4 protein-coding genes and 1 pseudogene are annotated in these 5,264 nt (G+C 71.4%); 4 read left to right on the top strand and 1 reads right to left on the bottom strand.

Annotation, left to right across the window (positions count from 1 at the left end; genetic code table 11):
- Window positions 1-828 (top strand): annotated as a pseudogene (locus DIZ27_RS44180) (nickel transporter); the annotation flags it as partial.
- A 51-nt stretch (window positions 829-879) separates the two neighbouring features.
- The gene (locus tag DIZ27_RS44175; protein WP_109383882.1) at window positions 880-2,559 is read left to right on the top strand and encodes a serine/threonine-protein kinase; all 1,680 of its coding nucleotides are present in this window, start codon (window positions 880-882) and stop codon (window positions 2,557-2,559) included.
- A gap of 30 nt (window positions 2,560-2,589) precedes the next feature.
- Here DIZ27_RS44175 and DIZ27_RS44170 read toward each other — a convergent pair whose 3' ends face one another.
- The gene (locus DIZ27_RS44170; protein ID WP_109383881.1) at window positions 2,590-3,396 is read right to left on the bottom strand and encodes an SGNH/GDSL hydrolase family protein; all 807 of its coding nucleotides are present in this window, start codon (window positions 3,394-3,396) and stop codon (window positions 2,590-2,592) included.
- 771 nt (window positions 3,397-4,167) lie between these two features.
- On the opposite strand from DIZ27_RS44170, the gene DIZ27_RS44165 reads away from it, so the two are divergent.
- Both DIZ27_RS44165 and DIZ27_RS44160 read left to right on the top strand, forming a co-directional pair.
- Window positions 4,168-4,989 carry a glycosyltransferase family 2 protein gene (locus tag DIZ27_RS44165; RefSeq protein WP_109383880.1) on the top strand — a complete coding sequence of 274 codons (822 nt, stop codon included), beginning with the start codon at window positions 4,168-4,170 and terminating at the stop codon, window positions 4,987-4,989.
- The coding region (locus DIZ27_RS44160) for a glycosyltransferase (protein WP_258308915.1) at window positions 4,986-5,264 on the top strand (279 nt) is incomplete at its 3' end. The genes DIZ27_RS44165 and DIZ27_RS44160, both read left to right, overlap by 4 nt.

Here is a 5,264-nt window from a genome sequence, read left to right as displayed (position 1 = left end):
GCGCGGCACGACCTCACGGTGGGCTTCGCGGCGCTCGCGCTGCTGATCGCGCTCGTCCTCGGCGCGGCGCACGCGCTCGCGCCGGGTCACGGCAAGACGCTCATGGCCGCGACGGCGGCGGCCCGGGGCAGCAGGGCCCGGCTGCGGGACGTCCTCCCGATGGCCGCCTCGGTGACGGTCACCCACACCCTCGGTGTGGTCGCCCTCGGCCTGCTGGTCACGGCCGGTTCGGCCGCCGCGCCCTCGGTGATCGCCTGGCTCGGCATCGCGAGCGGGGCACTCGTCACCCTGGCGGGCGCGAACCTCCTCCGCCGCGCGCTGAGCAACCGGAACCACACGCATGACCACGACCACGAATACGGCGACGGCGACGGCGACGGCAGCCATGATCACGATCACGGCCCGCACGACCGTCCCGGTCACCCGCACCCCCATGTCGTCCAGCACACTCACGGCGGTCGCACCCACACCCACCCCGTCGCCCCCACCCTCCGCGGCACGATCCTGCTCGGCTTCGCCGGCGGGCTGGTGCCCAGTCCGTCCGCCGTCGTGGTGCTGGTGGGCGCCGCGGCCCTCGGTCAGGCCTGGTTCGGGCTGCTGCTCGTCGTCGCGTACGGCATCGGGCTGGCCCTCACCCTCACCGCCTCCGGGTACGCCGTCGTCAAGGCGGGCAGCGGAGTGACCCGGCTCCTTGCCCGGCGCCCGCGCTGGACCACGCGCCCGGCGGTCGCGCTCGTGCGCCGGAGCGCGCCCCTGGGATCGGCGTTCGTCGTCGTGGTCCTGGGCGCCGGATTGCTGTTCAGGGGGGCGGCATCCGCACTCGGCTGAGCTATTTTCATGAGGAAACGGAGAATTCGCCCGGATGCGATGGGGGGCGCCATGTCCGAGGAACCGAGCGGTGAGCGGGTGGTCGCGGGCCGGTACCGGCTGCTGTCGCCGCTGGGCGAGGGCGGTATGGGGACCGTGTGGCGGGCCCGCGACGAGGTGCTGCACCGCGAGGTCGCCGTCAAGGAGGTACGTGCCCCGGCCGGACTGCCGGCGGCCGACGTGGAGCGGATGTACGCCCGGCTCGAGCGGGAGGCGTGGGCGGCCGCCCGGATCACCGACCGCAATGTGGTGACGGTGTACGACGTGGCGACCGAGGCCGGTCGCCCGTGGATCGTCATGGAACTGATCCGCGGCCTGTCCCTGGCCGACGTCCTGGAGGCCGAGGGCCCACTGGATCCGCGACGCGCCGCGCACGTCGGCGCGGAGGTGCTCGGCGCGCTGCGCGCCGCGCACGGTGCCGGGGTGCTGCACCGGGACGTGAAGCCCGCCAACGTGCTGATCGCGAACGACGGGCGGATCGTGCTCACCGACTTCGGGATCGCCGTGGTCGAGGGCAGTTCCGCGCTGACCATGACCGGGGAGGTCGTCGGATCGCCCGAGTTCCTCGCCCCGGAGCGGGCGCTGGGCCGCACCCCCGGCCCCGAGTCGGACCTGTGGTCGCTCGGTGTACTGCTGTACGCGTCGGTGGAGGGCTGCTCCCCGTTCCGTCAGGACACCCCGCTGAGCACCCTGCGTGCGATCGTCGACGAGGAACTGCCGCCGCCCCGCCGGGCCGGGCCGCTGACCCCGGTCGTCGAGGGGCTGCTGCGCAAGGACCCGGCCGAGCGGCTGCCGGCGGCGCGGGCCCAGCAGGACCTGCGGCTCGTCGCCGCCGGGGGCACCCCCTCCCGGGGAGGCACGCCCCTCGCCGGCACGGCGGGCTCGGCGCCGTACAGCCCCACCACCACCACCACGCATCCCCACCCGCGCGGGACCACTGCCTCTCCCCCGCCCCCGACACCGGTCCCGGCTCCGGCAGCCGGGGCCGGCGAAACCACCCGCCCCGAAGGCGGTCGCCGCGCCGCCGCCGTACTGGTCGCGGGCGTGGCCGTACTGGTCCTGGCGCTGGCCGGGTTGACGTACGCGCTGCTGGACCGCGGGAACGGCGGGGACGCTTCCGGCACCGACCCCCGGGGAGGCGGCGCGAGTTCGTCCGCGCGGACCGGCGGCGACAAGAACCCTGAAAAAGGCGACAAGGGCGGCGGGGAGACGGCCGGGCGGACCGACGGGCCGGCCCCGCCCGCCTCCACGAGCGGCGACGACGGCTACGACGACGGCGAGGAGACCACCCCGCCGCGGCAGTCGGTGCGAGTGACGGTGGAGGGCGCGCGCACGGAGTACTCCGGGGTCTGTCCGCCGCCGAGGGAGCGGGCGCCGGCGTTCACGGCGACGTTCACGGTGGGCCGGCTGCCCGCGGAGGTGTCCTACCGCTGGGTGTCCGAGGACGGTTCGGTGGCCGACCGGGGGTGGCGGACGCTGTCGTTCCCACGGGACGGCGGGCACACGAAGCGGGACACGGTGACCGTGACGACGTACTCGACGACCGGGACGTTCGAGAACTGGATCGGTGTGGAGGTGCGGGAGCCGGTGCGCACGACGTCCGACTCGGTGCCGTTCTCGGTGACGTGCGAGACGGAGACCCCGTCGGACGGGGCCTCCCCCTCTCGTTCCGGTTCGGTGACCGCCCCCTGAGCGGGCGGCCACCGGGGTCTTGCGTCCGGCTCAGGCCGCGCTGTTGAGCACCGGGAGGTAGCCGCCGGACTGGCCGGCCGCCTTCGGGTGGTAGGACTCACCGATGTTGAGCCAGTTCACGCTGTGCAGCCAGGAGTTGGCGGAGCAGATCTCGTGGCCGGTGAAGGGGGTGCGTACGTCGCCGAAGGTGAAGGCGTGTGCGCGGGCGCGCTGGGCGATGGTGGTGGCGAGAAGGTCGGCCGCGTCGTTGATCGCCTTCCGCTTGGCCTCGGAGAGGCCGACGCAGGACGTGCCGAGCTGGTAGAAGCGGGGGTAGCCGAGGACGACGACATGGGCGTTCGGGGCCCGGGTGCGGATGGCCGAGTAGACGCTGTCGAGCCGGCCGGGCAGCGTCGACTCGACGTACGCCCGCGCGGTGGCGATCCGCGAGAGGCAGGTGCTTTCGGACTGGAGCACACAGGTCGTCATGACGTCGGCGAAACCGGCGTCGTTGCCGCCCACGCTGATCGAGACGAGTCCGGTGGTGGCGCTGAGCGGGCCGAGCTGCCCGGAGACGACGTCGTTCGTCCGTGCGCCCGAGCAGGCGGTGAAGTCGAAGGACGAGGGCGAGTTGGCGGCGGCCCAGAGGTAGGGATGGGCCTTCGTGCTGCGCTTGCAGTCGCCGCTGGAGCCGATGTAGCTGCCGGCTCCGACGCCGGAGGAGTAGGAGTCGCCGAGCGCCACATAGCCGCCGGCGGCGGCCTGTTGGGAAGCCTGCGCCGTGGCGGCCCCGGTGAGGGCGGTTGCGACGGCGAGGAGGAGTGAGCCGAGAAGGACGGAAAGTCGGGAACGTCTCATGGAACCTCCCTTTAGCAGGATCTCTGCCACAACTTTCATAGCAACTACGCGCGTTGACTGGAAGTGTCCATGCCAAAACTGTGACTTCCCTCAGGACTCACGCGGCTTGTCCACCTCGGACCGCATCCGGGCAGGCATGTTCAATCCCGGACGAATTCAGGCCTTAGGGCCGTTCGGACCTTGACGCCCACAACGGGCTGCGCCACATTGAAGCCCGGCATCCGACGCTTCGGGGGGCAAAGTCGGCCATGCAGACCATGCGGATCATGCAGACCATCGGCATCAACGCGTCTTCACCGAGGCCTTCTTCGGGATCCGCCGGCCCAGGATCTCCCGGCCGGTCGACCGGAAGGCTTTCTTCGTGCGGGCCGGGACCGTCCGGCCGGAGGCGCACGTAACAGCCAAATCAACAAAAACGTGAGATCTGGCTCCAGGTCTTGCCATACTGGTTCAATCATCAATACCGTCGCACATTGCACTACATCTCACTCGCACCGGTTCGTCAGTACGCGGCTCCAGGGGAGGGCTCAGGACCGCGACGGACCGAGGCGGGGCGCGGTAGGGGGGTGCCGTGCTCGGTGACCGCAACGGTGACCGAGCCGTGCCGCGCGGTCGGCCGTCGCATGCTGCGGCCGGCCAGTTTTGCCAGCTCACCCGGCGTACGCGGAACTCCGTTCCGTCGTGCCGCGGGTGAGAACCCCCCTTTCGAACCGGACGAATAGCCGGGCCGCCCGGGGGCGGGCGGCCCACCGGACGAGAGGGACCAGACTCATGAGTTCCGTTCTGCAGCCGGCGACCGCGGACGAGAATCCGCCGGCCACTGGAAAGTACCGGCCCGTCTCCTCGCACCTGGCCATCGCACCGCCGGTGAGCGTGGTGATCCCGGCCATGAACGAGGCGGAGAACCTGCCGTACGTCTTCAAGACGCTTCCCGACTGGATCCACGAAGTGGTCCTGGTCGACGGCAACTCCACCGACAACACCGTCGAAGTGGCCCGCGAGTTGTGGCCGGACGTCAAGGTCGTCGAACAGCGCGGCAAGGGCAAGGGGGACGCCCTGAACGCCGGGTTCCAGGCCTGCACCGGCGACATCATCGTGATGGTCGACGCGGACGGCTCGGCCGACGGCAACGAGATCGTGTCGTACGTCTCCGCCCTGGTCTCGGGCGCCGACTTCGCCAAGGGGTCCCGCTTCGCCAACGGCGGCGGCACCGACGACATGACCTTCATCCGCAAGCTCGGCAACCGGGTCCTGTGCGGTGTCGTCAACCGCAAGTTCGGCGCCCGCTACACCGACCTCTGCTACGGCTACAACGCGTTCTGGCGGCACTGCCTGGACAAGATCGACCTCGACTGCACCGGCTTCGAGGTCGAGACCCTGATGAACATCCGGGTCGTCAAGGCCGGGCTGAGAGTGCAGGAGATACCCAGCCACGAGTACCTGCGCATCCACGGCACGAGCAATCTGCGAGCCGTGCGGGACGGGTTCCGCGTCCTCGGGGTGATCCTCGGGGAACGCTCCAACCGGCGGGCCCTGCGCCGCCGTCCGCATCCCTCGCCGCTGCTCGGAACGGTCCGGGGGAAGGTCTCTTGAGCGACCCCGGCATCCCCGGCATCCCCGGTGCCGCCGGCGGCTGTGGTGACACCGGCATCTCGGTCGTGATCTGCGCCTACACCGAGGACCGCTGGGAGGACGTCCTCGCGGCGGTCGCCTCGGTGCGGGCGCAGTCCCGGCCGGCCCTGGAGACCCTGCTGGTCGTGGACCACAACCAGGTTCTGCTGGACCGTCTGGTCGAGGAGTACCAGGACACCGACGACGTGCGGGTGCTCGCCAACGCGGGCCCCCGCGRCGTCGTCGGTGTCCTGGTA

This window comes from Streptomyces sp. NWU339, from assembly GCF_003143855.1.
Taxonomy (GTDB): domain Bacteria; phylum Actinomycetota; class Actinomycetes; order Streptomycetales; family Streptomycetaceae; genus Streptomyces.
The sequence above is the reverse complement of the archived record's forward strand: the minus strand, read 5'-3'. Positions and strand labels throughout refer to the sequence as shown.

Bases quoted from the DNA above. Each gene is read 5' to 3' on its own strand.
- DIZ27_RS44175 (WP_109383882.1), top strand. From the start codon at position 880: ATGTCCGAGGAACCGAGCGGTGAGCGGGTGGTCGCGGGCCGGTACCGG.
- DIZ27_RS44170 (WP_109383881.1), bottom strand. From the start codon at position 3,396: ATGAGACGTTCCCGACTTTCCGTCCTTCTCGGCTCACTCCTCCTCGCC.
- DIZ27_RS44165 (WP_109383880.1), top strand. From the start codon at position 4,168: ATGAGTTCCGTTCTGCAGCCGGCGACCGCGGACGAGAATCCGCCGGCC.